Source organism: Streptomyces violaceus, assembly GCF_036014075.1.
Classification (GTDB): domain Bacteria; phylum Actinomycetota; class Actinomycetes; order Streptomycetales; family Streptomycetaceae; genus Streptomyces; species Streptomyces violaceus.
In genome coordinates, this window is the sequence record NZ_CP107911.1 from 882,002 (window position 1) to 906,534 (window position 24,533).

A 24,533-nucleotide genomic window follows, 5' to 3' on the forward strand; every position below is an offset into this window, starting at 1 on the left:
TCCGGATCAGCCGAGGATGTCGCGTGCCGTGCGGATCATCGCGGCGATGGTGGGCGGCAGTCGCTCCTGGTCCGGGTCGTGGTGCTTGCCCTCACGGTGCCGGCGCAGGTTGTGGCCCATGATCGCGGCCATCTTCATGCGGCCGAGCGCCCGGAACCAGTCCATCGCGGGCAGCGCGGGCCGGCCGTCGAGGTAGGCGTCCAGCAGTTCGGCCTCGCCGGGCAGGCCGGGCACGGCACGCCCCAGCCGGGGGAAGTTGCGGTGATCGGCGAAGAGCAGGAACCAGCCGAGGTCGATGCGCGGGTCTCCGACGCTCCAGATCTCCCAGTCGACGACGGCCACCGCACGCTCGTCGACGCACAGCACATTGCCGAGCCGGAAGTCCCCGTGCAGCAGCACCGGCGGGAGGCCGCCGGGCACATCACGGGCGAGACGTACGAGCAGCTCCTCACCGCCTGGGCGCAGTTCGGCGGGGACGGCGTGCAGGGTGCGGCTCCACCGCTCCAGCTCCCCCGCCGCGTCGAGCGGTTCGGGCGGATCGAGCCCGGGTGTGTGGGTGTCGGTGGCGTGCAGCCGCCGCAGCACGGCGGCAATCTCCAGCATGCGGGCGCGGGCCGTCGCGGCGGGCACCTCGGGGGCGTCGAGTACCGGCTCGACGGCCTCCCCGGCCGCGAAGTCCATGGCGAACCAAGCCGGTTGTGTCTCGTCGACGGCGGCGACGCCCGGCACCGGCACCGCGGACCCGGCCAGCGCGCTCAGCACCCGCGCTTGGCGCAGCACGTCGTTGCGCCCGACGGGCCGCTGCCCCGGAGGCACCGCCTTGACGACGTACCTGGCATCCCCCGCGGTGACGGAGTACGTCAGCCCCGAGTGGCCGCCCGGCAGCACCTTCAACTCGCCGGCCGGGGCGCCCGGATGGAAACGGGCGAGCCGCTCACGCACCCGGTCGGCCAGCTCCGACACCTGCGTGGCCGTGCTCATCGGACGGGCTCCTTCGGCAGGCCGAGCACGCGTTCGGCGAGGATGTTGTGCTGGATCTCGTCGGTGCCGCCCGCGATGCTGTAGCCGGGGGCGCCGAGCAGGTGCTCCGTCCAGGCGAAGGTGCCCCACTCCCCCGTGTCCGCGACCAGGCTCGGGCCCAGCAGCTCGGAGACCAGGTCGCTGGTGCGCCGCATGGTCTCGGTGGCGTAGAGCTTGCCGACCGAGGCCTCCGCGCCGGGCTCGCGTCCGGCGACGAGGGCGGCGGTCACGCGCAGTCCGATGAGCCGCTGGACGAGGGTGCGGATGTGGAGGTCGGCGGCCCGCTGCTGCTCGCTGCCGGTGAGCGGGCGGGGCAGGTTCCCGGCGAGTTCCAGCGCCCGGTCGGCGTTGTCCAGGCCGAGGTTGCCGGAGTCGAGCCGTTCGGCGGCCAGCACGCTGAGCGTGACCCGCCAGCCCTCGCCGACCGGCCCGAGCCGGTCGGTGTCGGGCACCACCACGCCGTCGAGGTAGACCTCGTTGAAGCTGGTGCCGCCGGTCATCTGCTGGATGGGCCGTACGGTCACGCCCGGTGCGTCCATGCGCACCAGGAAGACGGTGATGCCGGCGTGCTTGCGTACGTCCGGATCGGTACGGCACACCGCGACGCCCCAGGTCGCGACGCGAGCCCCGGAGGTCCACACCTTGTGCCCCTGGAGCACCCAGTAGTCACCGTCACGCACCGCCCTGGTCCGCACCGCGGCGAGGTCGGAGCCGGCCTCGGTCTCCGAGAACAGCTGGCAGGCGAGTTCGTCGGTGCGCAGCATGGGCCGCAGCCAGCGCTCCTTCTGCTCCTCGGTGCCCCAGATGCCGATCGCGGGGGCGACGAGCTGCTGCGTCACCGGGAAGACCTCGGTGCGGTGCGGCACGTCGAAGGCCGCCTCTTCGGTGCGGTAGAGCTGCTCGTAGTACGCGGGCAGGCCCCGTCCCCCGTACGTCTCCTGCCAGTTGAGCGCGCCCCACCCGTGGTCGTAGCGGGTGCGTTCCCACTCCTGGATGCGGGCGGTGTGTTCGTGCTCCTGCTCCTTTGTCCAGTTCTCGAACACGGCGACGGAGTCGGAGCCGCTGCCCCACTCCCCGTCGGCGGTGCGCAGCCGGGCGACCGTGGCGAGCCACTGCCGGGCCTGTGCGCGGAACTCCTCGGGTTCCGGGATGGCGCTCATCTCTTCCTCCACCTCCATTCAGCGGGACAGCACGGTGCAGGCACTCACGCCCGGGGCGCCGTACACATGGGTGAAGCCGACCCTGGGTTCGCCGGGGACCTGGCGTTCGCCGGCCCGTCCGCGCAGTTGCTGGACGATCTCGTAGACCTGGCGCAGTCCCGAGGCTCCGATGGGTTCACCGTTGGCGATGCAGCCGCCGTCGGTGTTGACCGGCAGGGTGCCGCCGATCCCGGTGGCTGCGGAGGCGACCAGCCGCTCCTGCTCGCCGTCCTCGCAGAACCCGCATTCGGCCATGTGCATGACCTCGGCGCCGCTTTCGGTGTCCTGAAGCTGGCAGACGTCGACGTCGCCGGGGCCGACCCCGGCTTCCTCGAAGGCGGCGGCCGAGGCATCACGGCTGACGCTATTGAGCCGGCCGCCGGGGATCGAGGGGCTGAACACCTCGAACGAGCCGAAGCGCCGCGTGCGTACCGCCGCCGAGCGCAAGGTGACCGGCGTGCCTTCCAGGGTGCGTGCGGCCTCCGGTGAGCACAGCACCAGCGCGGCCGCGCCCGCTCCCGGGGAGCAGAACATGTAGCGGGTCAGCGGATCGCTGACCATGCCGGAGTCGAGGATCTCCTCGGCAGACACGGGCTTGCGGCGCCACGCCTCGGGGGTCAGACCACCGTTGCGGTACGCCTTCTCGGCGACCAGAGCGAGGGTGCGCGAGGTGATTCCGTGGTCGTGCATATAGCGCTGGATCTTCATGCCGAAGAACTGGGTGGTGACCATCAGCCCGTCGCTGCCGTACTCCGCTCCCAGCCCCCAGTCCTCGGGCCTCGGGTCGAAGGCGCCGCGCGGGTGTTTGTCGAAGCCGACGGCGAGGACGACGTCCGCCATGCCGGAGCGGATCGCGTTCACGGCGGAGACCAGCGCGCTGCCGCCGGTGGCGCAGCCGTTCTTGACGTTGACGAACGGCAGTCCGGTGAGGCCTAGCTGGGCCACCAGTGTGTCGGCGAGGCCGGCGCTGTCGCTGCCGCCGAACGCGGCCCGCACCCGCGACCACTCGATCCCGGCGTCCGCCAGCGCGGCGTTCACCGCACCGACGGCCAGCTGCCGGCCACTGGCCTCCGACCGGCCGAACGGGGTGCGCCCGGCGCCGCAGATCAGGACATCGGTACTCATGAGCCCTCCTCTGCGGGGGTCGTGGGCCTGGCCCGTGGGACGCCGCCGCCTGCGGTCACGGTGAGGGGCATGCCGATGCGGATGTCGTCGAGGTCGTCGACGTCGAGTACGGCGGCCACCCGCACGCCTTCCGCGAGCTCGACGTAGCCGAGCGCGAACGGCTCGAAGCCGCCGGGCGGTGCTTGATAGGGCGGCGACTTGGGGGCGTACCGCTGCACCGTCCAGGTCCACAGCGCGCCGGTGCCCTGGAGGACGGCACCGTCGGCCGGTCCCCCACAGCGCGGGCACACGTCGTCCGCGGGATAGACCGTCACCGCGCAGCCGGAGCAGCGTGAGCCCTGGAGCCCGACGGCGACGGCCGGACTCCGCGGGTCCGTGGCCATCCGGATCAGCGCCCCGTCCACTTGGGTTCACGCTTCTCCAGGAACGCCGACACGCCTTCGTTCGCGTCCTCGGAGTTGAGCGCCACGCCCACGGCGAGGTGCTCCATCACCATCAGCGACTGGGTGTCGGCGTCCAGGCTGCGGTCGATCGTCATCTTCGTGAGCCACATCATGAAGGGGCTCTTGTCGACGAGGTCCCCGATGAAGTCATCGACCGTCGCGTCCAGCTTGTCCGCCGGTGCGGACTTGTTGATCAGCCCGAACTCGGCGGCCTCGACACCGGAGAGGAGCTTGCCGGTGAGCATCAGCTCCTTGGTCTTGCGGATGCCGATCATGCGCGGCACCCGGTAGATCGGCCCGGCTCCGCCGAACAGCGCGCGGCGGATGTGGAAGTCGCCGATCTTGGCGTCGTCCGCGGAGATGGCGAAGTCGCAGGAGATCATGATCTCGAAGCCGCCGGCGGTGACGTGGCCCTCCAGGACCGCGACCGAGGGGGTCTTCATCGAGTAGAGGCGGTCGCACACCTTCGCGGACTTCACCGCGACGTCGATCGCGTTCGACTTGCCGACGTACTCCGCCTTCAGGCTGTCGAGGTCGAAGCCCGAGCAGAAGGTGCCACCGCGGCCGCGCACCACCAGGACCCGCAGCTCGGGATCCTCGTCGACCTCCGTGATGATCTCGTCGAGCCGGTCCAGGATCGGCACGGTGACACAGTTCTTCTTCCACGGGCGGTTGAGCCACACACGGGCGACGTGGCCGTCACGCTCGAACTGGATCTCGTCTTCCACTGCCATCTTCCAACCCCTCCGAACTGAACTGAACTGAATTCATTACGAGTCTGGAAGGGCTGCGAAGACCTGTCAAGCCCTCCAGTCAAACCAAACCGAATCCGATTCAGCTCTTGATGCGCAGACCTGCTTCGGTTCAAATGGCTGAGGTTCACGACCGCACTCAGGAAGGACCTCCATGTCCGGCATCTCCCGTCTCGGTGTCGTCGGCTGCGGGCTCATGGGCTCCGGCATCGCCGAGGTAGCCGCACTGCGCGGTCTCGATGTGACCGTCGCCGAATCGACCCCCGAGCTGTCCGCCGCCGGCCGCGACCGCGTCGCCGCATCCCTCGACCGCGGCCTGCGGCGCGGCAAACTCACCGAGGCCGACCGCGACCAAGCCCTGGCCCGGCTCTCCTTCACCCACCACCTGGGCGAACTGGCAGACCGGCAGTTCGTCGTCGAGGCCGTGGCCGAGAACCGGGAGGTGAAACTCGAGGTCTTCCGTCAGCTGGACAAGGTGGTCACGGACCCGGAGGCCGTCCTCGCCACCAACACGTCCTCGATCCCGGTCGTCGACCTCGCCGTGGCCACCGGCCGGGCCTCCCATGTGGTGGGCCTGCACTTCTTCAATCCCGTACCGGTGCAGAAGCTGGTCGAGGTGATCCCCGCTCTCACCACCGGCGCCGACACCCTGGCCCGCGCCCGCGCCTTCGCCGCCGAGCAGTTGGGCAGGACGGTCGTCCAGGCACCCGATCGCTCCGGCTTCGTGGTCAACGCGCTGCTGGTGCCGTATCTGCTCTCCGCGATCCGCATGGTCGAGTCCGGGGCGGCGCGCGTGGAGGACATCGACAGCGGCATGGAGCTCGGCTGCGCCCACCCGATGGGTCCGCTGCGGCTGCTCGACCTGATCGGCCTGGACACGGCACAGGCCGTCGCCGAGTCGATGTACGAGGAGTTCAAGGAGCCGCTGTACGACGCTCCCCCACTGCTGCGGCGCATGGTGGCCGCCGGTCACCTCGGCCGCAAGAGCGGCCGAGGCTTCTATGCGTACGACAGCTGACCGGTGCGGTCGGACTGTGCGGTCGGCGGTGCGGTGCGGTGCCGCCGACCGTCAGTCTTCGTGTCCCAGCTGGTCCGCCCAGCGCTCGGCCATCATCATCACCGTGGTGTTGGTCGGCACGGCCGGGATGTCCGGCATGGTGGACGCGTCGACGACGTACAGCGCGTCGACCCCGTGTACCTTGCCGTCCTGGTCCACCACCGCTGCCGGGGTGCCCTCCCCACCCATCGCGCAGGTGCCCACCGCGTGGCAGTAGGTGTTCTTGCCCTGGAGGACGGCTCGGGTGAGGTCGGCGTCCGTGGTCGCCTCGGGCCCCGGCCACGTCTCGGCACGGACGTACTTCTCCAGTGGACCCGAGCCCATGATCTCCCGGACCTGCCGGATGCCGGCCACCATGCGCCGTACGTCGTCGGGGTGGTCGAACAGCCCCAGCCGGATGCTCGGGTCGGCCTCGGGAGCGCGTGAGGTGATCTCCACCCTGCCCAACGAGTACGGGCGGACCACAGCGAGAGGCACGAGCATCACCCCGGGCTCCATGGTGAACGGCAGCGCGTGCAGATCGACTTCACCCTCGCTGCCGGCTCCCGCCGAGGAGAACGCCAGGGCGGTCTGCAACGGCGGCTTCAGCTCCCCGACCGCCTCCTCGTCCACGGCGTAGGTGAGGTACACCATGGGGTGGTCACGGAGGTTCCTGCCGACGCCTTCGAGGGACTGGATCTCGGGGATGGACAGCTCTTCGAGCACCCTCCGCGGGCCGATGCCCGAGCGCATCAGGATGGCGGGGCTGCCGATGGCTCCGGCGGAGAGGACGACCAGGTCGGCTTCGAGAGTGGTGCCGTCGGCGAGGATCACCGCACGGGCCGTCCCGCCCTCGGTGAACTCCACGCGGTCGACGGCCCGTCCGCCCAGTACGGTCAGGTTCTCGCGGTGGCGGGCCGGGCCGAGGTAGGCGATGGCCGAGCTCTGCCGGATGCCGTCCTTGCGGTTGAAGGGAATCGGGCCCGCCCCGCGCCGACGGGCGCCGTTGAGGTCCTGGTGGACGGGGTGGCCGGCCTGCGCACAGGCCTCCAGGAACGCGGACATGACCGGGCGCAGCCCGTTGCCCTCGGTGAAGCGCTCGATGTGCACGGGGCCCCCGGTGCCGTGCAGTTCCCCGCCGACCGGGTCGTCCTCCAGCTTCTTCAGATACGGAAGCACCTGGTCCCAGGACCATCGGTCGTTGCCCAGTCCGGTCCAGCGGGCGAAGTCCTCGGGGGTGGGCCGCAGGGCGTTGGCGCCGTTGACGGACGACGAGCCGCCGATGACCTTGCCACGAAGGACGGGCACGATGCCCTGCTGGACGATCCCGAACATCGGGATGCTGTCGGCATCGACGACGTGGTCGGCCGATTCGTAGCCCCAGTCGTGGGTGGTGAACCCGAACTGGTCGGCGTCGAGCACCTCCGTGGCGGTCTCCTCCGGGGTGCGGTAGTCCTGACCCGCCTCGACCAGCGTGACGGTGTTCGCGGGGTCCTCGCTGAGCCGGGCGGCCAGGACACCACCGGCGGAACCTCCACCGCAGACCACTATGCGACGTGCCATGGTTACCTCTCTTCTTCTCTTCGTCGAGTTGAGATGAGGCTCTTCTTCGGGATGAGGCTCTTCTTCGAGACGAAGCCGTTCCTCAGCCCAGAGGCGCGCCCGACAAGGCGATCGACTTGGGTTCGAGGAAGTCGTCGAGGCCTTCGGGGCCGTTCTCGCGGCCGATGCCCGACTTCTTGCTGCCGCCGAAGGGCGCGTTGATGTCGAGCGTGTAGGCGTTGATGCTGAAGGTTCCGGTGCGCACGCGGCGGGCGATCCGCAGGGCGGTTTCCTCGTCCTGGGTCCAGACGGTTCCGGAGAGCCCGTACGGCGAGTCGTTGGCGAGTTCGACGGCGTGGTCGGCCCCGTCGTGCGGGATGGCGACGACGACGGGGCCGAAGATCTCCTCCTGCGCGATCCGCATGTCGTTGGTGACGTCGGTGAAGAGGGTGGGTTCGAGGTACCAGCCGGTGCTCAGGCTCGCGGGGCGGCCTCCGCCGCAGGCCACGGTGGCGCCTTCCTTCCTGCCGAGGGCGATGTACTCCTCGACGCGCGCCCGGTGCGCCTCGGTGATCATCGGTCCGATCACGGTCGTGGGGTCGGCCGGGTCGCCGATGGGCAGGGCGCTCATGTGACGGGCCAGAGCCTCGGTGAACTCGGTGTAGCGGGAGCGCGGCAGCAGGATGCGGGTCTGGGCGGTGCAGATCTCGCCCTGCATGAAGGCGGCGCCGCAGCCGACGAGTGCCGGGACGACGGTGTCGATGTCGGCGTCCTCCAGCACGATCGCAGCCGATTTCCCGCCCAGTTCCAAGGTCACACGACGGATGTCGCGGCCGCAGGCCTCGGCGATGCGGGCGCCGACCGCGGTGCTTCCCGTGAAGCTGACCTTGTCCACACCCGGGTGGGAGACCACGTACTCGCTCTCCGCGGCATCGGCGGCGAACAGGCCGATGACACCCTCGGGGACGGCCGATTCGGCGACGACCTCGGCGAACACATGGCAGGCGAGCGGATCCTGCACCGGCACCTTGACGATGACCGAGCAGCCGGCCATCAGGGCGGGGGCGATCTTCTGGGCGGTCAGCGGGAGCGGCCCGTTCCAGGCGGGGATGGCCGCGACGACGCCGACAGGCTCGCGGACGACGAGGGTGCGGCTCGGTCCGTTGACCCGCTCCTCCTCGAAGACGTGTCCCTCGGCCAACGTGGCGTAGAAGCGCAGGTAGTGGGAGGGGGCGACGGCGAAGTACCCCTCGGCGAAGCCGCGCGGGCAGCCGGTCTCGGCCATGGCCAGTCCGGCGAGTTCCGACGCACGCGTGTCGAGGCGGTCGGCGAGGTCACGCAGGGCTGCGGCGCGCTGCTGAACGCTCCACCTCGGCCAGGGGCCGGCGTCGAACGCCTGACGGGCCGCGGTCACGGCGTCGTCGACGTCCACCGTGGAGGCCAGGGGGACGTGGCCGATGACCTCCTCGGTGCTGGGTGAGACGACCTGCGCAACGCGATCGGTGGAGGGGGCGGTGAGCCGCCCTCCGATGAGGATGCGGTCGTAGTGGTGTGCCATGCGGGGACTGCCTCTCTGCGAAACGCGGAACGCGGAAACGCTGCGGAGGAAAGCGGATCGCCGCCCGTCCCTGGATCGTCACAGCGGCCTCGCGGCCCGCGCGGCCAGGACCTCAGCGGCCCGTGCCGCCAGGGCCTCCGCTGCCGCGCGCCCCTCCGCCACGGCGTGCGCGATGCGGCGCGGCACGACGCAGTCGCCGACCGCGCGGACGGTCTGGTGGGCGGCCGGGGAGAAGTCGGGGCGGTGAGGCACGCGTTCACCGACGGTGACCAGGACATCGGCGGCGAGGGACGTCTCCCGACCGTCAAGGACATGGCGCAGGAGCACGCCGTCGGCGGTCGTCGAGAGCACGCTGCTCAGCGTGACGACGCGCAGGGGCGCACCGGTGAGCCGGTTCATCAGCTGGGTGCGGTTCTCCGGCGACAGGCCGGTCGCGAAACCGGTGCCGGGGGTGATGAAGGTGACCTCCCGGGCGCCGGCCGTCAGCGCGCTCTCCACGGCACTGATGCCCTGCCACCAGCCGAAGCCGTCGTCGAGGACGGCGACGACGGGCGCGTCCGGTACGACGTCCCCGTACCGGCGCAGGAAATCGGAACTCGTGAGGGTCCGAAGCTCGCCCGGCACGGAGACGGACGCTTCCCGCGCGCCGGTGGCGAGCACGATCTCGGCGTACTCCCCCAGCTCGTCCGGCCCCGGCGAGCTGCCCAACAGCACTCGGACGCCGAGGTCGGCCAGTTGCTCGCGCTGGTAGTCGGCGAACTTCCGCCACCCAGGGCGGTGCGGAGCGAGGGAGGCGAGGCGTGCCTGACCACCGGCTTGCCGTGCCGCGTCGAAGACGGTGACCTCGGCGCCGGAGCGAGCCAGCGTCAGCGCGCACTCCATGCCGCCGGGACCCGCTCCCAGGACGGCGACAGGGCCGCTGCGGGCGGCGCCCGGCCGGGTCAGCGACAGCGGAACGGCCGGGCGGGTGGCGGCTCCCGGCGGACCGAGCTCGGGGTTCACCGAGCACGAACCGGTGGGCTCGAAGGTCCGGCAGCCCTCGTTGCAGCCGGTGCAGGGGCGTACGGATCGCTCGTCGCCCGCGATCACCTTGCGGGCGAAGTCGGGGTCGGCCATGTACGGCCGGGCCATCCCGACCAGATCGGCCCCCGAGTCCAGCGCCCGCTCGATGTCCGCCACCGACCGGAAGCCCTGACTGACCAGGAGCGGCAGCGCGAGCGCCGAGCGGAGCCGGGCCACGGACTCCAGCAGGGGCGGGCGGGTGGTGGCCATACCGGGGACGTAGGTGTTGCGGACGCCGGTGGTGACGTTGACGTACGCGAAGGGCGCGGCGGCGCACAGCCGTGGAAGCAGCTCGGTCAGGTCGTCGAGGCCGAGTCCGGAGTCCTCGCCGGGCTCCGCCGACACCCGTACACCGACGGGGAGTTCACCGATCTCGGTGCGGATGGCGTCGATCACCTCGGCCAGCAGGGCGATACGGTCGCCGTACGCGTCGGCGCGGGTGTTGGTGGCCCGGGAGAGGAACTGGGCGAGCAGATAGCCGTGGCCGGCGTGCAGTTCCACACCGTGGAAACCAGCCTGCACGCTGTTCGCCGCGGAGATACGGAACGCGTCGACGACACCGCGTACTTCTTCTGTGCCCAGCGGGCGGGGCGCGGTCGCCTCGCGGGGCGAGCGGACGGCCGCGGCGGAGACCGGCGCGTAGTAAGTGCCGGCGCCCAGGGTCTCCCGGCCGAGGTGGACGAGCTGCGCGACGGCCACGGCGCCCTCGTCGGTGATGGCCTCGGCGCGGCGGCGTACGGCGTCCTTGATCTCGGGGCGCCACGCTTCGGTCAGATAGCGCTGCGGCAGCGTCGACTCGGGGGCCACGGCGGTGCCTCCGGTGATCACCATGCCGGCGCCGCCCTGGGCCAGCCGCCGCCAGTAGGCCGCGTCGGCCCCGGTGGGAGCGCCGTCGCTGACGGCGGCGGTGGCGTGGGCGGTGGCGACGAGGCGGTTGCGGAGGGTGAGGCCGCCGAGTGTGAAGGGTGCGGCGAGGGCCAGCGGAAGGCGTGGCGTCGGTGTCATACGGCTGCGGCTCTCTCCTTGTCCCTGCTCCTGCCTGGTCAGGCGGCGGAGGCCGTGGCGAGCCCGATGAGTTCGGCGAGCCGGGCCCGGTGTCGGTCCGTCGTGCCGAACAGGGCCTCGGCGCTGCGCGCGCGGCGCACATACAGATGGGCCGGATGCTCCCAGGTGAAGCCGATGCCGCCGTGCAGTTGGACGTACTCGGCCGTCGCCAGACGGAAGGTCTCGGAGCAGACCACGGCGGCGGCACAGGCGGCCATGGGCAGTTGCGGCGAGGCGAGGGCGGCGCAGGTGGTCGCGTACGAGGACGCGGAACGTGACGCTTCCAGCGCGACCAGCACGTCGGCCAAGCGGTGCTTGACCGCCTGGAACGAACCGATGGGCCGCCCGAACTGGTGGCGCTGTTTGACGAATTCGACGGTGGCGTCCAGTGCGTGTCCGCTGCCACCGACCTGCTCGGCCGCAAGCGCGGCCCGCCCGGTGTCGAGGGTCGCCGCGACGGTGCTTTCGGTACCCTCCGCCGTGCCCACCGTGGTGGCCGGCGCCCCCCGGAACTCCACCAGCGCCTGGCGCCGCGTCTCGTCCAGGACCCGGCGCGGAGTCCGCCGGCTGGTGTCGGGCGTGGGCTCACAGGCGAACAGCCTTGGCCCGGCAGGAGTTTGCGCCCTTACGAGGATCAGGTCCGCGCCGGCCCCGTCGAGTACGAAGTCCGCCTGACCGCGTAGCACCCAGCGCGAACCACTCTGTTCGGCCGTGACCTCTGGTTCGGAGGACGAAGCGGCCTCGAACCCGGTCACGGTCGCGGTCAGCGTGCCGTCGGCGATCCGCGGCAGATAGCGCTCGCACGCCGTGCGGTCGCCGCTGTACAGCAGGGCGTGAGCGGCGAGGACCACCGTGGGCAGCAACGGCGCGCAGTACAGGGCGCGCCCCGCTTCCTCCAGGGCTACGGCCAGTTCGGCGAACGTGAAGCCCGCCCCGCCGTACTCCTCGGGGACGGCCAGCCCGTGGACCCCGATCTCCCCCGCGAGCCGCGCCCAGAGCTGCTCGTCGTATCCGCGCGGGGTGGCCAGATGCTTGCGGACGTCCTCGGGACCACTTGTCTCGGTGCAGAAGTCCCGCAATACGGCCCGAAGCTGCCTCTGCTCGTCTGTTTCGGACAGCGACTGGGGGTCGATCTCGGGGTGACGACGGTGCATTGGGAGCTCCTCACAAAACTGAACTCAATTCATTGACCGTAGGCGCAGGGAATCCAGCCGGGCAAGACCCGTGCACGAGTTGATGCCGTTCAGGCGGTGAACCTGCCGCCGTTGGCGAGCAGCACCGCACCGACGACGTTCGCCGCGGCATCGCTCGCCAGGAAGAGAGCGATGTCGGCGATCTCCTCGGAGGTCGCGTACGGGCGCACCCTCGGGTCGGCGAAACCGGCCCTCAGCACCTCGGGCGTGCGCGCGGCCATCCCCGTCTCCGTGGGCCCCGGGGCCACCACGTTCACCCGGATTCCGGACGCGATGACCTCTTTGGCCACGGCCTGGCTCAGCGCGTGCACAGCGGCTTTGGAGGCGGCGTAGTGGGGGTATCCGACGGGGGTGTCGAAGGCCGACGACGAGCCGATCACCACGATCGCCCCGGCCTCGAAGGGGCGCATGGCCCGCACCGCGGCACGCAGCACATGGAACGTGCCGTCCAGGTTCGCCCGCATGACGCGCCGCCAGGCGGCATCGCCGAGAGAACCCGTCACCTCGACCGGTCGCCCCTCCACCAAGGCGTCCGCGATCCGCGCTTTGGCCTCGGGGTCGTCGACCCCGGCCGCATGCACCAGGACGTCGAGCCGTCCGTGCCGCCGCAGTACGTCCTGGACCGCGCCATCGACCTGAGCGGCGTCCCCCACGTCGAGTGCGACCGCCCGAGCGGCGGGCAGCTTTTTCGCGACGGCCTCCGCCCCATCGCCGTTCAGGTCCACCAGGACGACGGCCCGCGCCCCTTCCGCCGCGAGCTTCCGGGCGGCCGCCGCACCCATTCCGGAGCCGGCGCCCGTCACCATCGCGACCTTGCCCGCGAACCTGTCCGTCCGCCTGTCCGTCCCGGTCAAGACAATCTCCCCTTCGCCACGCTGGCCATATTGAACTGACTTCATCTCTGTTATCGTGGCGGCTGCTGGACTGACAAGACCCGGGACGGTGAAGATGAGGGCACTGCGGCTGACGGCGTGGGGCGAGCCACCGGCACCGGTCGAGGTCGAGCGGCCCGCCCCCCGCGGCGCCGAGGTACTGGTACGGGTCGAAGCCACCGGCCTGTGCCACTCCGACCTGCACGTCATGGGAGCGGTTCCGGGGGCTCTGCCCTACCGGCTCCCTTTCACGCTCGGCCACGAGGTCGCCGGGCGGATCGCGGCCCTGGGGAGCGACGCCGGCGGGGTGCGGGTCGGCGACCGCGTGGTGCTCTACGGACCGTGGGGCTGCGGCGCCTGCGACCGGTGTGCGACGGGTTGGGACAACTACTGCGACCGGCGCGACACCCTCGCCTGGCACGGGGCGGGACTGGGCCGGGACGGCGGAATGGCCGAGTACGTACTCGTCCCGTCCGCCCGCCAGCTGGTGCCGACCGACGACCTGCCCGCCGATCAGGCGGCTCCGCTCTCGGACGCGGGCCTGACGTCCTACCACGCTGTGGCCGGGCTCCGGCACGCACTCGGGAAGGGCGCCACCACCGCCGTCATCGGCGTCGGAGGGCTGGGCCACCTGGCCGTGCAGATCCTTCGCGCGACCACCGGGAGCCGCGTGCTGGCGGTCGACGTCCGGGAGGATGCCCTGGCTCTCGCGGACCGCTCCGGCGCGGACTTCGGCACCCTGGTGCGGGCGGACACCGCCGATGTTCTGCGGGCGCGGACCGGTGGCGCGGGCGTGGACGCCGTGCTCGACTTCGTCGGCACCACGCAGACGCTGGAACTCGCGGCCGGTGTCCTGCGGCCGGGCGGCGAACTCGCCGTCGTCGGCAGTGGAGGGGGACGTCTGACCGTCTCCAAGCCGGGTGTTCTCCCGCCGGGCTTCAAGCTCTCCCTGCCCTTCTGGGGTACGCGCCCCGAACTCGCCGAGGTCGTCGCACTGGCACGCTCGGGCGCGATCCACGTCGAGACGGAACACTTCCCGCTGTCCGCCGCGCCGGAGGCGATCGACCGGCTTCGCCGGGGCCGGGTGCGCGGGCGGGCCGTACTCGTCCCCGACTGACCAGGCGCGGACCCGAATGACCGGGCGCGGACCCGACTACCCAGGCGCGGACCCAACTGCCAGGGCGCAAACCCGACTGCCAGGGCGCAGACCCGACTGCCAGGGCGCAGACCCGACTGCCAGGTTCAGACATATACGCACACGCGGAGGGGAAGTTCAGGATGCGCTTCGACGGAAAAGTCGCGATCGTCACCGGTGGGGCCCGGGGCATGGGTGCCGCGCATGCCCGCGGGCTGGCCGCGGAAGGCGCCCGGGTCGCCGTCTGCGACCTGCTGGACGACGAGGGAAAGGCCCTGGCCGAGAGTCTTCCCGGCGCGCGGTACCACCACCTCGACGTGACCGACGAAGAGGCGTGGCAGTCCGTCGTCCGCACCGTCGAGGACACCCTCGGTCCCGTGGACATCCTGGTCAACAACGCGGGGATCGTTCACTTCGGCGGCGTGGAGGAGCAGTCGCCCGAGCACTTCCGCCGGATCCTCGACGTCAACGTGGTCGGCACCTTCCTGGGCATGCACACCGTCCTGCCCGGTATGCGCGGCCGCGGGCGCGGGGCGGTGGTCAACATCTCCTCGGCCGCCGGCCTCATGGGCTTCGCCGACGGCATCGGCTACGTGACGAGCAAGTGGGGGATCCGCGGAATGACCAAGGCCGCCGCACTGGACATGGCGGGCACCGGGGTGCGCGTCAACTCCGTACACCCGGGCGTCATCCGCACGTCCATGGGTGAAGGCGCCGCACCCGCGCTCTTCGCCGATCAGCCGGTGCCGCGCATCGGGGAGCCCGAGGAGGTCACGCGCATGGTGCTCTTCCTCGCCGGCGACGACGCCTCGTACACCACGGGCGGCGAGTTCCTGGTGGACGGTGGCCAGACCATCGGCCATGTCGGTCACGCCCGCGGCAAGGCAGCGGGATAGCGCGTCGCGGTGACCGCCGGGCTCCTGGCACCGGCGGTCACCGCGACGGACGTCTCAGCCGACCTTCGCGCCCACGTCCTTGCGAACGGTGAGCAGGGCCCCGATCCCGATCACGCAGACCGTCATGACGAAGAACGCAGGGGAGAGCTGGTTCCCGGTCCGCTGGACGAGGAAGGCCGCGATGTACGGGGCGGTACCGCCCGCGAGGACGGTGCCGATGTTGTAGCCGATCGCCATCCCGGTGAACCGGACCCGGCGTTCGAACAGGTGCGGCCACAGGCTGGCCGCCGGGACCTGCACGAACGCGCTGCTCAGCATGAACAGCAGGTAGGCGGCGCCGGCCAGGGCCAGGTTGTGCCGGTCCATCAGCATCATCGCGGGATAGGCGGTCACCAGGAAGCCCAGCAACCCGAACATCAGGATGCGACGGGAGCCGAACCGGGCGGCGAGCCAGCCCGCCGGCACCATGAGCAGCACGGTGACGAGCACGACGCCCGCGCTCAGCCAAAGCACCTGCGTGGAGTCGTACCCCAGGTCGCTGGTGAGGTGGATGCCGATGTACGTCAGGCCGAGGAAGATGGCGCCGCCCTGCGCCATGGACAGGCCGATGGACTGCAGCAGCGCCGCGCGGTGCGTGGACAGGACCTCCCGGATCGGAGCGGTGGGGATGTCGGCACGCCGTGCGGCCTCCTCGAATTCGGGGGTGTCCTCGATCCGCAGCCGTGCCCACAGGCAGAACAGGGTCAGCGGCACGGCCATGAGGAACGGCAGCCGCCAGCCCCAGTCGGCCATCTGGTCCTTCGTGGCAAGGGCGGAGATCACCCCGGCCGTGGCAGCCGCGAACATGAACCCGAGGTTGGACCCGATGGGCGTGACGGCACCGAGGAAGGCCCTGCGCCCAGGCGGGGCCGACTCGTAGATGTAGGTGTAGGCGCCGACCGACTCGCCCCCCGTGGAGATGCCCTGCATCAATCGGCACAGAAGGAGCAGCACCGCGGCGGTGACGCCGATCTGGCTGTAGGTCGGCAGCAGTCCGGTGGCGCTGCTGGCGACTCCCATGCACAGCACCGAGGAGACCAGCGCCTTGCGGCGCCCCCATCGGTCGCCGAGCCATCCGAAGAAGACGCCGCCGACCGGCCGCACCACCAGTCCGGTGGCGAACACCGCGAGCGTCGCCAGGAGCGCGGCCGCTGGCTCCTCGCTCGGGAAGAACTGCGGCGCGATCACCACGGCGAGATAGCCGTAGACGCTGAAGTCGTAGTACTCGATCAGGGTGCCGAGGCTGCCGGCGAGCATCGCGCGGCGCACCGTACGAGGCTCGTACGTCGCCGACTCCGCCCCTGATGTGGCGGAACGCTGAGTAGCACTCATGCTCCGACTCTCCTTCCCGGCACGGTCCCGTACCTGCCGACGCCCGGGACGCTACAGAACTGAACTCAGTACAGCTAGCCCGGTGCGGAGATTTTCTTGAGGTGAGGGTCGAGAACCGGAATGGAGGCTGAGCACGCGATGCGATTGACCTGCAGTGACTTCAAGCGGTACCACCACTCGGGTCACCGACATACCGCGCGGCACGGTCACCGCGACGACACAGCGTGGCCACTCATAATTTTGAACCGGATTCGGTTCACGCGGAGTGTGCTCCGCTCGAACGGGCACTCTCCATCGCGTCAGCGCGCGCCGGCCAGCCGCAGGGCGAAGTCGCCGTACTGGTAGACGACCTGATCTTCCGTCAGGTCACCGTCCTCGCGATACCAGACGGGCACGCCCATCCCGAGATCCAGGATCGCGTAGGAGGTCAGCTTCACCGTGGTGACACTGAAGCGCCCGGCCTGCACGCCTTCGCCGAGCAACGTCCGGAAGGCCTGCTCGTAGGCGGCACGCCGCTCAAGGACCTCCGTACGGTGGGGCTCCTCCAGGCTGCGGATCTCCCGGGTCCCCACGAACGCTTCGAGGCGGTGCCGGGCGTGGTACCGAACATGAGCCTCGGCGGCCCGGCGCAGCCGCTCCACCACGTCCTCACATCCCGCGACGGCGGCGCGGTGATTCCGCAGCAGGTCGTCCATCGTGCCGGTCATGATCTGGGTGAGCAGTTCCTGCTTGGACCCCACGTGCTTGTACAGACTCGGCCCGCGCATCCCCACCGCTTCGCCGATGTCGGCCATCGTGGTGGCGGCGTACCCGCGCTCGGCGAACAGGACGAGGGCAGCGTTCCGGATCTCCACCGCACGCGGACCCGGAGCCCGACCGGCCGCCGTACGACCCCGGGCGGCTACCGCCGACTGATTTCCGCGCTGTGACGTCACGCTTCCCCTGCCTTGTCCACTGGCCAGCGGCGCGTAGCCGCATGCCGCCATCTACTCCGCCCAGCTCACCGTAAGTCATCCGAGGCCGACCCCTCCCCGGGAGTACCGCGTGCCGACGCGGGGCGAGAGTAATTACTTGGCTAGCCACATGTTTGCTGTTACGTTGATTATGTGTCCAGCCACCTAAATGAGTGGCGACACGAGAGGAGTCGTCATGAAAGCCATCCTGTTCGACCGTTTCGGAGGCACGGAGGTGCTGCGCGAGGCGGACATCGAGGTCCCGCGGCCCGGCCCCGGGCAGATCCGCGTCCGTGTCAAGGCAGCCGGGCTGAACGCGCTGGACGGCAAGATCCGCTCCGGGGCACTGGAGGCCGTGTTCCCCACACCGCTCCCCTCCGTCCCCGGTCACGAGCTGGCCGGCGTGGTGGACGCCCTGGGCGAGGGCGTGCGGGACGTGCGGGTCGGCGACGAGGTTCTGGGCTGGTCGGACACCGGCTCGTACGCCGAGTACGCGCTGGCCACCACCGTGGCCCCCAAGCCCGCCGGCCTCGACTGGCAGCACGCGGTCGCGCTGCCGGTGGCGGGCGAGACGGCCGAGCGGGTCCTGAACCTGCTGGGCGTCACCGCCGGGGAGACCGTGCTGATGCACGGCGCGGCCGGAGCGGTCGGAACCCTGGCGGTCCAGGTCGCCGCAGCCCGCGGAGCGCGTGTCATAGGCACCGCCGGCCCCGCCAACCAGGAGTACCTCACCTCGCTCGGCGCCACCGCGACCGTTTACGGCGAGGGCCTGGTCGAGCGGGTCCGGGCGCTCGCCCCCGACGGCGTGGACGCGGTGTTCGACCTGGCCGGGAAGGGAGCCCTCGAGGACTCCATCACCCTGCGGGGCGGGACCGAGCGCATCGTCACCATCGCCGACTTCCGCGCGCACCAGCTCGGCATCACCTTCGCCAGCGGTGGCCAGGAACGCTCGGCCGCCCGCCTGGCCGCGCTGGCGCAGGATGCCGCGACCGGCAAGGTCGTCACGACCGTCACCGCCTACCCGCTCGACCAGGCCGCCACTGCCCAGCAGGTCAGCGACGCCGGGCATGTCCGGGGCAAGCTCGTCCTCACCCTCGACTGATCACGCCCGCCTTTCCCTCCTGTTTCGATCATCACTCGGCCGTCACCAAACCGAAGGACCACTCATGCTGAACGCCCTGTGGACACCGACCACCATCGGTGACATCTCCCTCCCGCACCGCCTGGTCATGGCCCCCATGACCCGTGACCGCTCCACTCCCGAAGGCGTACCGACCGAGCTGAACGCCGAGTACTACGCCCAGCGGGCCTCGCACGCGCTGATCATCACCGAGGGAACCCAGCCGTCCGCCGACGGCCAGGGCTACCTCCTCACCCCGGGCATCCACGATGACGAGCAGATCGCCGGGTGGCGCAAGGTCACCGATGCCGTGCACGCGGCCGACGGCCGGATCGTCATCCAGCTGATGCACACCGGCCGCATCGCCCACCCCGACAACACCCCCCACGGGCGCCGGCCGGTCGCCCCCTCGGCCATCCGGCCGCAGGGCACGATGTTCACCGCGTCCGGGCCCCAGGAGATGCCGACGCCCCGTGCTCTGTCGACGCAGGAGGTGGCGGCGACCGTCGAGGACTTCCGCCGCGCAGCGGCTGCTGCCGTCGCGGCAGGTGCCGACGGAGTGGAGATCCATGCCGCCAACGGCTACCTGGTGCACCAGTTCCTGTCCGGCAACACCAACCAGCGCACCGACCGCTACGGCGGTTCCCTCGACAACCGCATCCGCTTCGCCGTCGAGGTCGCCGCTGCCGTGTCCGACGAGATCGGCGCCGACCGCACCGGCCTGCGCATCTCCCCCGGCAACCCCTACAACGACATCGCCGAGTCCGACACCGCCGAGCTGTATCCGGCGCTCCTGCGTGCCCTCAGCCCGCTCGGCCTCGCCTACCTCCACGTCCTCCACGCGGGCGACGACGCGCTGCTGGGCACCCTGCGCACGCTGTGGCCGGCCACGCTGATCCTCAACCGGGCCGGCACCGACCTGCCCACCCGCGCCAAGGACATCGACCACGGCACGGCCGACCTCGTCTCCGTCGGCGCCCTCGCGCTGGCCAACCCGGACCTGGTCGAGCGGCTACGCTCTGACGCGCCGCTGAACACCCCCGACCCGGCGACCTTCTACGGCGGCGGAGTGGCCGGCTACACCGACTACCCCACCTACACCGTCTGAGGAACCGAACCATGCCCGCCCCCACACCCCGCATCCCCGCCACGGCCAGCGAGGGGCCGATGAGCTACGCGATCTTCCAGCTCGCCCGCGCTCACCGTGCCCGCGCCGCCGCCATGCTCCGCGAGATGGACCTGCATCCCGGACAGGAACTGCTGCTGATGCAACTCCTGGACCGGGACGGCCAGACCCAGTCCGAGCTGCTCGAAAGCGTCGGCCTGGACCACTCCACCGTCTCCAAGTCCCTGCGCCGCATGCAGGACGCGGGCCTGCTCATCCGCGAGCCGGCCGAGCACGACCGGCGTGTCATGGTCGTCCACCTCACCGACAAGGGCCGTGCCATGCGCGAGCCCCTGGCAGCCATGTGGCGGGCCCTGGAGGAGACCTCCGCGCTGAACCTGTCGGCGCAGCAGGCAGAGACCTTCGTCCGCACCGCCTACGCCATCGCCGACGCGATCAACAGCCGCGCTCTTCCGCGGGAAGAGTCCGAGTAACTCCCGTTGGCTCCCCCCCCGTTCCGGCCTGGAACGCACATCGTTTCCGGTGTTCCCGCGAAGTGGACTGTGCCGCGGCACAGTCGGCCCACGAGGGCCCGGGCGAACGGGCGGTTGCGGGGCCTCAGCGACATGGGTGAGCGCGAGCGGTCCCGGTGCGGGCAGGCGGAACTCGTCCGGGCCCCCCATTACTGACCTGATTGGAAAGTGAGACCCCCATGACCACCACTCTCCCGGTCCTCGTCGTCGGCGCGACCGGCTCCCTCGGGGGCAAGGTCGTCGACGAACTGCTGAGGCGCGGCAAGAACGTCCGCGCCCTGGTCCGGCCGACCACCGACGCGAGCAGGCTCGAAAGCCGGGGTGTCGAGATCGCCCGCGGCGACATGCTCGACCTCGGCTCGCTCGTCGCCGCCATGAACGGCGCCGATGCCGTCATCACCACCGCTGCCGGCTACACCCGCGGCGGCAAGAACGCGCACGACATCGACACCGTCGGCAACGCCAACCTCGCCGAGGCCGCCCACCGCGCCGGCATCCGGCGGTTCGTCCTGACCAGCATCCTCACCAGCGACCAGACGCCCCAAGTCCCGCACTTCTGGCACAAGAAGATCGCCGAGGACAAGCTCGAACAGCTCGGCGTCCCGTTCGTCGCACTGCGCCCTGGGGCGTTCGTCGACCAGGTCGCGAGCATGGCGGGCGACCCGATCGACAAGGGCCGCCTGATGTGGATCGGCAAGGCCACCGCCTCGCTGACCTTCGTCCACACCTCCGATCTCGCGGCGTACCTGGCGGCCGCCGTCGACGCCGAGGCCGACAGCGGTGAGCGCATCGACATCGGCTGGGACCGTCCGGTCAGCATGCGCGAGGTGGCCGACCTGATGGGCCACCGGGCCGGAAAGAAGATCAAGGTGTGGGCCGTCCCTTCCGCCGTCGCCCGCGCCGTGGGAGCCGTCGCCGGCCGCTTCATGCCCCTGGTCAAGGACATGGCCGCGATGTTCGCCTGGTTCGACAGCGGACGCTACGTCGCCGACCCCCGCCGCCAGGAGCAGTTGTTCGGCCCCGCCCCCACGGCCGAGGAGGCCCTGGCCCGGTTCACCGACGAGCTGGGCACAGCGCAGCACCAGTGAGGAGCCGGGCCGGGACTCCCGGGAAAATCAGGGAAGCAGAGGGAGGTTCCGTATCCCTCAGCACAATTGCCCAGCTCAAGGCGCCGCCTCGCCACGCTGACCTTGTTCCGAGACCTCCAGCTTCTTGAGGCTGCGCTTCATATCGACTGTCCGCACCGCTGCGGCCTCCACGCTCCGCAACCACACCTCACAGACCCTGCCCTCCACGCCCCCTGCGATGGCGCAACACCAACGCCGCCATCCAGACGTCCTCGCAGCCCGACGTCGTGAACGTGCCCGGATCCACGGTGAGAAGGGCATCCGCTGGGGCGGCAGGCCCCTGCAAGCAGCAGCCTGACCCAGCCCGGCGAACCCAGGCGGTCACAGCACTAGCTGCGGCTGCGGATCATCGACATCAGCAGCCCGTGGGTCTCCTTGTCGGCGGCGACCACAAGCCCGCGGCCTGTCTCACCGATCGGAGCGCCGTCGATCCCCGTGACCGTGCAGCCGGCAGCCCGGCACAAAGCGATGCCAGCGGCGAAGTGCACGCTCTTGGAGAGGTCGCCGCCATCGGTGACATACGCGGCGCGCTTGCCGGCAGCGACCCAGGCCAGGGCCAGGGTCGTGGACACGACCCGCGGCCGGAAACGCTCGACGAACTCAGGGTGGGCCAGCAGATCCACGGCCCGGAAGCCCGGCGCACTCGGGAACGGCGGATCCAGGTTGACGTCCACCAATCGGGTGGCCGGCGTAGGCGTCAGCAGGGCGTCGTCGGCCCTGTCATGCCGCACCCAGGCGGTCTCCCCGTCCGTGAAGAAGACCTCGCCGTTGAACGGATCGGCCACCGCTGTTGCCCCATCGCGCAGCGCCACGTTGACGGCCACCAGCATGTTGCCGACGGCGTAGTTCAGCGTGCCGCACAGGGGGTCCACCAGCCACTGGCGCACAGCGTCGGCGGCGCCCTTTTGCCCGCCTTCCTCGCCGAGCACCGCGTCATCGGGCCGGGCGGCACGGATGACGTCGAGGATCACCTCCTCGGCCTCCACATCGGCGGCGGTGGCGAAATCCCCGGCAGCTTTGTCGATGCGGGGGAGCCACTGGCCGTACATGTCGCGGACCACGTCCGCGCCGGCACGCGCTGCGGCTATCGCGACTTCAGCATCGGAACTCAGGTATGAGTTGATCACGTCGTGCAGACTATCGAGGCGTAGCTACCGTCCCCGGCGAACCTTCCCTCGGCCCGGGCCAGGGCCTGCGCCCGCTGCGTGACCCGGACGCCCCCCGAGGACGTTGGTGACGAAGCCTGACGGCCGGCGCGTCGGCGTTACCGGTTACGCGACGACTTCGGCCTCACTGGCCGCAGGCATCGACGGGAACACCGCGCCCGCGGCGCTGAGGGCGGCATCTAGGGCCGAGCCCTGCCCGGTGTCGGTGCCGAAATCAACCCGGTACGCGCAGGCATCGGGCGCATGGATGATCAGGGCCGGGGTGCTGAAACGGTTGGCGGTCAGGCAGAGGATCTCCTCGCCCTCGCAGGGAAGCATCGACTCGGCCTTGCCTTGGTAGCCGGTCGCCCAGGTTGCCATGCCCCAGTCCTCCAGCACGTACGTCCACTCACCGCACGTGCCGTACATGGCGCGGTTGAGGTGAGGGGAGGGCCGGCCCGGCTGCCCGGCCGGCGCGCGCAGCTCCCTGCACGGGGTGCGCGCGGCCAGCTCGTCGAGGTCGGCGCCCAGGTTGATGAGGAACTCGTCCGTCTCCACGCCTCGGGCCAGGGTCAGCGAGATGCCACCGAGCATGCCGGCCACGGCCGATGAAGGGGTGGGGTGGTGTGCGCCTATCCACGCGATGCCGTCACTCATGCTGGTCAGGCTATCGGCCGGTACTGGCGGCGGTCTTGGTGGTGGCCATGGGCCCGGATGGCGCGCCCGCGCACGCCTTCATGGCCAGCAGGAACGTCCTCGCGCGCCCGGTCGGCCCTTGATGACGCTCGCGCTGACCAGATGCGGACGGAGGTATTCCGTTACCCCCAGGACAACCGCCCAGGTCATCCGTGATGCAGCTCAGGCCCAAGCAGCCACCGGCACGAACGAACTGTCCTGCCGGAACAGGTCCGTTCCGTTCGAGCGTTCCACGCGGAGCTGGTAGGCGTAGTGGCGCAGGTAGTGCCCCGGGTAGTTGTACGACTCGAAGCGGACGGAGCCCGACGCCGTGCCGGTCCGGAGGACGAACGTGGCGTCCTTGGCGAACGTGCTCGTGCCGTCGTTCGGGTCGAAGCGGGCGCGGAAGTCCCAGTGGCGCAGGTAGTTGCCGGCCGCGTCGCGGAAGGAGCAGCCGTTCGCGTCGGCGAGGCCCGCGACGACCGTGAAGGTGGCGGCCTGCTTCTCGGCGGTGGTGCTGGAGCCGCTGACCACGGGCAGGTTGAGGAGCGCGGACTGCTGCTGCCAGTAGCGGGTCGAGTAGTTGGCCGACCGGAAGGAGCGGGTGGTGTTCCGGGGCAGACTCGGGCCGCCTGAGACCGTTTCCCTGACGACCGTGAAGTGCCGGGCCGTGCCGGAGATCGCGGGCAGTGCGGCCGGTGCCGACCAGGTGGCGAAGGTGTCGTGGCTGTCGCTGTAGTAGTAGTTCCCGTCGCCGTAGCCGTCGAAGAAGATCCGCCAGCCGCCGTTGTCGAGCTGCACCAGCGCGGGTCCCTCGCGGTAGCTGCCCCAGCCCGCCCAGTCGCCGGTCCTGCGGATCGTGTACGGGCCGGTGAGGTTCGAGGCGGTGGCGTACTCGATGTACTTCGTCGTCTCGTTCTTCGGGAAGGCGTGGTACGTCGAACCGATCCTCACGATGAACGTGTCGATGTGGTTGGCGCCGATGCCGGAGAGCGCCACCGGTGAACTCCACGCTGTGAGAGCCGAGTTCGTGGCTCTCAGCCGGTACGGCGTGAAGATCCACTCGGCGTTCGTGGTGGAGCAGGACACGATGACGTTGACGCTGCCGTCGCTGTCGACGAACCATTCGGGCGCCCAGGCGCGGGAGAGGTTCGCTAGGGGGACGGTGTAGTCGTACAGGAACGTCCAGTTGACGCGGTCTGAGCTGCGGGCGAAGCCGATGGTCCTGCTGGTGTCCTGCCACGTGCGCGTGGTGTAGGTGACGTAGTAGAAGCCGTCGGTGTGTCTGAGGACGCTCGCGTCGCGGATCCGGTTCGCCGGTGGCGTGTACGCGGAGGAGCGCAGCAGCCGGAAGTCGGTGGCGTCGTCCGACTGGTAGACGTTGACCGTGCCGTCGTCGCTGTTGAGGAACGGCACGATCGTGTAGCGGGTGGCCGAGCCGTTCGGGGGTGCGGCGGCCATGGCGCTGCCGAGCAGTCCGGGTGCTTCGCCGAGCAGCAGCGCCGAGGCGGGCAGGGCCGCCAGGGCGCGCAGCAGGGTACGGCGGGAGGGGGCGACGGGTCGGGGGATCATGTGCGGCTCGCTCTCGACTCAGAGGGTCGAAATACCGAACAAGGTTCGGAAAGTC

At 70.7% G+C, this 24,533-nt stretch carries 22 protein-coding genes; 7 read left to right on the plus strand and 15 right to left on the minus strand.

Annotated features, from left to right (window positions below; genetic code table 11):
• Positions 1-6: 6 nt before the first annotated feature.
• From OG542_RS04105 to OG542_RS04125, 5 genes are read right to left on the minus strand one after another with little or no spacing between them, the layout of a single operon-like run.
• The gene (locus OG542_RS04105) at positions 7-981 is read right to left on the minus strand and encodes a phosphotransferase family protein (protein ID WP_328408275.1); all 975 of its coding nucleotides are present in this window, start codon (positions 979-981) and stop codon (positions 7-9) included.
• Positions 978-2,180: an acyl-CoA dehydrogenase family protein gene (locus OG542_RS04110; RefSeq protein WP_328408277.1), complete on the minus strand. Its 1,203-nt coding sequence runs from the start codon at positions 2,178-2,180 to the stop codon at positions 978-980. Before OG542_RS04110 ends, OG542_RS04105 begins: the two co-directional genes overlap by 4 nt.
• Before the next feature lie 18 nt (positions 2,181-2,198).
• A complete protein-coding gene (locus OG542_RS04115) occupies positions 2,199-3,344 on the minus strand; it encodes a thiolase family protein (RefSeq protein WP_328408279.1) in 1,146 nt (381 codons plus the stop codon).
• On the minus strand, positions 3,341-3,727 hold the full coding sequence (locus OG542_RS04120) for a Zn-ribbon domain-containing OB-fold protein (protein ID WP_328417753.1): 387 nt from the start codon (positions 3,725-3,727) through the stop codon (positions 3,341-3,343). The genes OG542_RS04115 and OG542_RS04120 overlap by 4 nt, the downstream gene beginning before the upstream one ends.
• A 5-nt stretch (positions 3,728-3,732) precedes the next feature.
• A complete protein-coding gene (locus tag OG542_RS04125) occupies positions 3,733-4,521 on the minus strand; it encodes an enoyl-CoA hydratase/isomerase family protein (RefSeq protein WP_184587628.1) in 789 nt (262 codons plus the stop codon).
• 172 nt (positions 4,522-4,693) lie between these two features.
• On the opposite strand from OG542_RS04125, the gene OG542_RS04130 reads away from it, so the two are divergent.
• A complete protein-coding gene (locus tag OG542_RS04130; protein WP_328408283.1) occupies positions 4,694-5,557 on the plus strand; it encodes a 3-hydroxybutyryl-CoA dehydrogenase in 864 nt (287 codons plus the stop codon).
• 51 nt (positions 5,558-5,608) lie between these two features.
• Here OG542_RS04130 and OG542_RS04135 read toward each other — a convergent pair whose 3' ends face one another.
• The 5 genes from OG542_RS04135 to OG542_RS04155 all read right to left on the minus strand — a co-directional run bounded on the left by OG542_RS04135 (position 5,609) and on the right by OG542_RS04155 (position 12,828).
• Positions 5,609-7,138 (minus strand): GMC family oxidoreductase, encoded by a 1,530-nt coding sequence (locus tag OG542_RS04135; protein ID WP_328408285.1) that lies wholly within the window; start codon positions 7,136-7,138, stop codon positions 5,609-5,611.
• A gap of 82 nt (positions 7,139-7,220) precedes the next feature.
• A complete protein-coding gene (locus tag OG542_RS04140) occupies positions 7,221-8,675 on the minus strand; it encodes an aldehyde dehydrogenase (RefSeq protein ID WP_328408287.1) in 1,455 nt (484 codons plus the stop codon).
• Positions 8,676-8,753: 78 nt separating this feature from the next.
• Positions 8,754-10,742, minus strand: coding sequence for an oxidoreductase (locus OG542_RS04145; RefSeq protein WP_328408289.1), 1,989 nt, complete (start codon positions 10,740-10,742; stop codon positions 8,754-8,756).
• Between the two features lie 38 nt (positions 10,743-10,780).
• The gene (locus OG542_RS04150; protein WP_328408291.1) at positions 10,781-11,935 is read right to left on the minus strand and encodes an acyl-CoA dehydrogenase family protein; all 1,155 of its coding nucleotides are present in this window, start codon (positions 11,933-11,935) and stop codon (positions 10,781-10,783) included.
• Between the two features lie 89 nt (positions 11,936-12,024).
• A complete protein-coding gene (locus OG542_RS04155; protein WP_328408293.1) occupies positions 12,025-12,828 on the minus strand; it encodes an SDR family NAD(P)-dependent oxidoreductase in 804 nt (267 codons plus the stop codon).
• A gap of 94 nt (positions 12,829-12,922) precedes the next feature.
• On the opposite strand from OG542_RS04155, the gene OG542_RS04160 reads away from it, so the two are divergent.
• On the plus strand, positions 12,923-13,963 hold the full coding sequence (locus OG542_RS04160) for an NAD(P)-dependent alcohol dehydrogenase (RefSeq protein WP_328408295.1): 1,041 nt from the start codon (positions 12,923-12,925) through the stop codon (positions 13,961-13,963).
• Positions 13,964-14,124: 161 nt separating this feature from the next.
• Positions 14,125-14,877 (plus strand): SDR family oxidoreductase, encoded by a 753-nt coding sequence (locus tag OG542_RS04165; RefSeq protein ID WP_328408297.1) that lies wholly within the window; start codon positions 14,125-14,127, stop codon positions 14,875-14,877.
• Between the two features lie 54 nt (positions 14,878-14,931).
• Here the strand turns inward: OG542_RS04165 and OG542_RS04170 are convergent, their stop codons facing one another.
• On the minus strand, positions 14,932-16,248 hold the full coding sequence (locus OG542_RS04170; RefSeq protein WP_328408299.1) for an MFS transporter: 1,317 nt from the start codon (positions 16,246-16,248) through the stop codon (positions 14,932-14,934).
• Between the two features lie 299 nt (positions 16,249-16,547).
• Positions 16,548-17,102, minus strand: coding sequence for a TetR/AcrR family transcriptional regulator (locus OG542_RS04175; protein WP_184590081.1), 555 nt, complete (start codon positions 17,100-17,102; stop codon positions 16,548-16,550).
• A 295-nt stretch (positions 17,103-17,397) separates the two neighbouring features.
• Here OG542_RS04175 and OG542_RS04180 point away from each other — a divergent pair, with 295 nt between their 5' ends.
• From OG542_RS04180 to OG542_RS04195, 4 genes are all read left to right on the plus strand, one after another.
• Entirely contained in the window at positions 17,398-18,303 is a 906-nt protein-coding gene (locus tag OG542_RS04180) for an NADP-dependent oxidoreductase (protein WP_328408302.1), read from the plus strand.
• Between the two features lie 64 nt (positions 18,304-18,367).
• A complete protein-coding gene (locus tag OG542_RS04185) occupies positions 18,368-19,429 on the plus strand; it encodes an alkene reductase (protein WP_328408304.1) in 1,062 nt (353 codons plus the stop codon).
• 11 nt (positions 19,430-19,440) lie between these two features.
• Positions 19,441-19,920 (plus strand): MarR family winged helix-turn-helix transcriptional regulator, encoded by a 480-nt coding sequence (locus OG542_RS04190; RefSeq protein WP_328408306.1) that lies wholly within the window; start codon positions 19,441-19,443, stop codon positions 19,918-19,920.
• A 218-nt stretch (positions 19,921-20,138) separates the two neighbouring features.
• On the plus strand, positions 20,139-21,047 hold the full coding sequence (locus tag OG542_RS04195) for an SDR family oxidoreductase (RefSeq protein WP_328408308.1): 909 nt from the start codon (positions 20,139-20,141) through the stop codon (positions 21,045-21,047).
• A 368-nt stretch (positions 21,048-21,415) separates the two neighbouring features.
• On the opposite strand, the gene OG542_RS04205 is transcribed toward OG542_RS04195, so the two are convergent.
• From OG542_RS04205 to OG542_RS04215, 3 genes are all read right to left on the minus strand, one after another.
• Positions 21,416-22,213: an inositol monophosphatase family protein gene (locus tag OG542_RS04205; RefSeq protein ID WP_328408310.1), complete on the minus strand. Its 798-nt coding sequence runs from the start codon at positions 22,211-22,213 to the stop codon at positions 21,416-21,418.
• A gap of 144 nt (positions 22,214-22,357) precedes the next feature.
• Positions 22,358-22,888: a hypothetical protein gene (locus tag OG542_RS04210; RefSeq protein ID WP_328408312.1), complete on the minus strand. Its 531-nt coding sequence runs from the start codon at positions 22,886-22,888 to the stop codon at positions 22,358-22,360.
• A 201-nt stretch (positions 22,889-23,089) separates the two neighbouring features.
• Positions 23,090-24,478 (minus strand): glycoside hydrolase family 43 protein, encoded by a 1,389-nt coding sequence (locus tag OG542_RS04215; RefSeq protein WP_328408314.1) that lies wholly within the window; start codon positions 24,476-24,478, stop codon positions 23,090-23,092.
• Between the last annotated feature and the right edge of the window lie 55 nt (positions 24,479-24,533).